The sequence below is a fragment of the Paracraurococcus ruber genome (genome assembly GCF_004353985.1).
GTDB classification, from domain to species: Bacteria; Pseudomonadota; Alphaproteobacteria; order Acetobacterales; family Acetobacteraceae; genus Paracraurococcus; species Paracraurococcus ruber.
In genome coordinates this window covers 1-3,416 of record NZ_SMOA01000414.1, presented here as the reverse complement: position 1 = coordinate 3,416, position 3,416 = coordinate 1, and the positions used below count along the sequence as shown (strand labels likewise).

The window sequence follows — 3,416 nt, the reverse complement described above, 5'->3', positions numbered from 1 at the left end:
CCCTCCTGACCCCATCCTGCGGCGGCCACGCGCCGACCGCGAAGAGAAGCGAGTGACCTACGGGAATGACTTGAGGCGAGAGGAACAGCTTGACCCCCTAACCCCAATCAGAGAGGACTCTGAGGTGCTCAGGTTGAAACCTGCGAAGCGGGCCGCAGAATCATCGCCCCTTGGTTGAAATTCAGCGTGTTCTGAGGCGCCGAGCGAGTGCGGTCGAGAGCGTTGAACGGTCCTGGGGTGAGCTGAGGGGCAAGGGGGCTTCGGCCCCCTTCGTCATTGTTGGACTGGAACCCCGCCGGTCTCGCCCTGCTCCAGTAGCTTCTGTAAAGTACTGCGTGCCCACACATAATAATAAAGAAATCCACATACCAAGCCATATATCAAAGAAGATGAGACAATCGCGCTTGCACCTTTCCCAACACTTAGCTCGGGCCCGACGCTATCTCCAACTGATACGAAGAATTCAATGAGCTTAGGAAACTGCGCTATTCCTAATCCAACAACTATTTTAGAGAGCCAGTCAGAAACATCTTCAAAGTTTGTGTTTGCGCGATAGCGCGTAGTGTTGATGGCTGGATTGGGCGTCGTTTTATCAGAGACAACAGCATCTCGCGCAACTACAAACTGAGATCTTGGGAGCCCAAATAGAATACCGCATATCGTGCCTGTGAAAAAAGCAGCACCGGACACAAACCAAAGTATACAAAAATTAGCGACAGCGCTTTTCAAGTCTTGAGAAGCGGATACACAAAATATAAACTCAACACTCCATGCAAGCACAACGGCATATAGAAATCCTCCGGAAGTAAGTACCGATTCTGACCAATATTGTCCAAACCGCCGAAACGGATCCCAGCTTGTTTTTGCTCGCTCTATTGGTTGTAAGCTCATTTATTCTAGCTCCCAAATAAGCCACTCTATTATCGCGATTTTCGAACAGGCCGAACAAGCTCTATCTGGCTAAGCCCTCCAGCGCTGTGCCGGGGCCCACGCAACGATTGTGACGGTGCCGTCTGGCTTGCGATAAAGCTACTCGTCCAGATACAGGAACAGTGCATCGCTCCGGATCAGATAGGCGGCCACGGTGATCGCCAGCAGCATCAGGGCTGCTCAACGCTCTTGACCTCCTTCCATGTGCGCCTGTGCAAACACGAAACTTCAACTAACGGGCCATGCCTCTGCGGCCTGCTGGCGCGGGGTTCAACCTGAGCACATCAGCGGGCGAGGTCAGGCTGGTGGAGAGCGTTGAACAGCCCTGCCCCGCGACCTGCTCCGGCCATGGCCCGCACGCTACTGATGACGGCAGCCGATGCCAAATAGACCGCCGGATTCGACCCAAAACGGACCATGCACACCGGAGTTGGGTAGCGGACATTTATCCGCGCTGTGGAATTTTATTAGTGATTTGTTCATCTGTGCCTTCTGGCTCGGTCTTGAGCATTCGCAAGAAATACCTTTCGGAGAACCCAGATAGAAAAGCGACAAGAAAATACGACCCTGGGTTAACAATATCTATTCCGGGGAGCACTTTCCAAGACAGAATAGTGTATAAAACCAAAGCGACCAGAGAGCCGACTAGTGGCCTGAGTAGCAATTTGACCATACTTTCAAAATACTCGATTAAAGTGATACGCGTGCTTCTTGCGTGGAGTAACCCGCTGAGGAAGCCTCCCATTGCACCAAAAGACATCACGGCAATGCCATTCATCCATACCAAAAATGCAAAGCTGGTGTTAGAAAACACAATAGATGACGGCCACGCGTTAACGTCTGCAACTCTCAAGGATATTGGAGTCACGGCCAGAAATAGCACTAATATGAATACTCCCCATAATGTAAGTGCACGGAGGCGGCTGAGTTGCAAACCTCGCCCAACCCTGTCTTCCACCATTTTGGAGTTAAATATTCCGATAGCATCATCCAGAACTGATCTTATCTCTCCCGGGTAAGATTCGCGCTCCGACTTCGACAATCTCAAAATTCGATCCTTGAGGGCGTTCTTCTGTTCGAAGGGAATAGAATCGAGTTTTAGGAGGAGACCTTCCATTTTTGCTCTAGCAATCCATTCAGGGTAGAGCCACACCATCAATCTTTCAGCGAGATCTAATAGATTGGATATAACAGATAAGTCTATATTGCTTACCTCTAATCCTTTTCGTGAAGTGTGAAGCAGCTCTACTATTCGTGTTGCAGTAACTACATCCACAATTACGTTTACAGTATCCGGAGCGTTTCCAAGCACTGAGCGAAAATCCGTTTCTATTTCCATATATCGCGTTCTGAGCTGGAAAAGAAACTGTCGATCGTATATTTTCATATGTTTAACTGCATCGCTTTCGCTACACCACTTGGGAGTAGGCCAACTGTCGGGTTGTAGCAATCCAGTTATTGCAGATGGTTTCGTATTTTGTGTTGGTGGAACTAGTAGCAAGCCTTCGTCTGTCTGGTCCGTCTGGTCCAAACCAGTATCTGCTGAGATCTCGGAACCAACCTCTCGTCGCAGACCCATGGCCGTATCTCCTCTATCGGCCGAATTTACGCCTCCAGCATGGTGGCTTGCACTTGTCAGCCGGCTAGCCTTCGCCAAGCCTAGGCCATGGTTTTCCGCAATGTCCATTCTGCCGGGATACGCCCCGGCGAGTGTGTCTGGATCGCTGAGAGGCCGTTTCCCGCCCAAGGCGGTTCTTTGCCACCAGACGCGCCACTTGCGGGCGTTCCGGCAAGGTTACTTCCCGCGCCTGGAACCCCATCCCAACATGAGGTTCCCGTGGTGGCTTCATCTCGTTCGACTTCGGTCCCCAAGGCCATGCAGGCGACCTACGATGCCGTGGTCGCGCTCACGGACGCGTTCTGCCGCGACCACCTGAACGAGGAATACTGCGACCTCGCTCGGGCCATGGCGGTGGCCCTCTGCCACAAGCGCCCGAGCCCCTTGGCCTCTGGGCAACCGCGAACCTGGGCCTGCAGCATCATCTACGTCTTGGGGCAGCTCAACTTTCTTTCGGACAAGGCGAGCAAGCCTCATATGCCCATGGTCGAAGTTTGTGTCGCCTTTGGCGTCGGCGAGAGCACGGCGAGCGCCAAAGCCAAGGTTATCTCGGACGCGCTGCGCACGAACCGGATGGACCCGACCTGGATGCTGCGGAGCTTCATCGACCGCAACCCGCTGGTGTGGATGGCCGAGGTCAACGGCATGCTGGTCGACCTACGCGACATGTCGCGCGAGGTGCAGATGATCGCCTACGATAAAGGTATGATTCCCTACATTCCGGCGGATCGAGAATAGACTACAGAGGGCATTGCCAAGTTGTTCAGGGATAGGTCGCGTTGGAGCGGCGACAGGGCGGCCCTGGCATTCACGCCGGTAGCTGGACGCGGGTCTCCTGCCGCCAAGTCCGAAACGCGTTAACGCGGCC

Annotated in this window: 3 protein-coding genes; 1 reads left to right on the top strand and 2 read right to left on the bottom strand. The window is 53.2% G+C overall.

Annotated elements, in window-relative coordinates; genetic code table 11:
- Positions 1-273: 273 nt before the first annotated feature.
- Together E2C05_RS29995 and E2C05_RS29990 are read right to left on the bottom strand one after the other, a co-directional pair.
- The gene (locus E2C05_RS29995) at positions 274-891 is read right to left on the bottom strand and encodes a hypothetical protein (RefSeq protein ID WP_133223277.1); all 618 of its coding nucleotides are present in this window, start codon (positions 889-891) and stop codon (positions 274-276) included.
- A gap of 484 nt (positions 892-1,375) precedes the next feature.
- Complete coding sequence (locus tag E2C05_RS29990) at positions 1,376-2,617, bottom strand: hypothetical protein (RefSeq protein ID WP_133223276.1); 1,242 nt, start codon at positions 2,615-2,617, stop codon at positions 1,376-1,378.
- Positions 2,618-2,806: 189 nt separating this feature from the next.
- Here E2C05_RS29990 and E2C05_RS29985 point away from each other — a divergent pair, with 189 nt between their 5' ends.
- Positions 2,807-3,286 carry a DUF6398 domain-containing protein gene (locus E2C05_RS29985; RefSeq protein ID WP_240046954.1) on the top strand — a complete coding sequence of 160 codons (480 nt, stop codon included), beginning with the start codon at positions 2,807-2,809 and terminating at the stop codon, positions 3,284-3,286.
- The last annotated feature ends 130 nt before the right edge of the window (positions 3,287-3,416 follow it).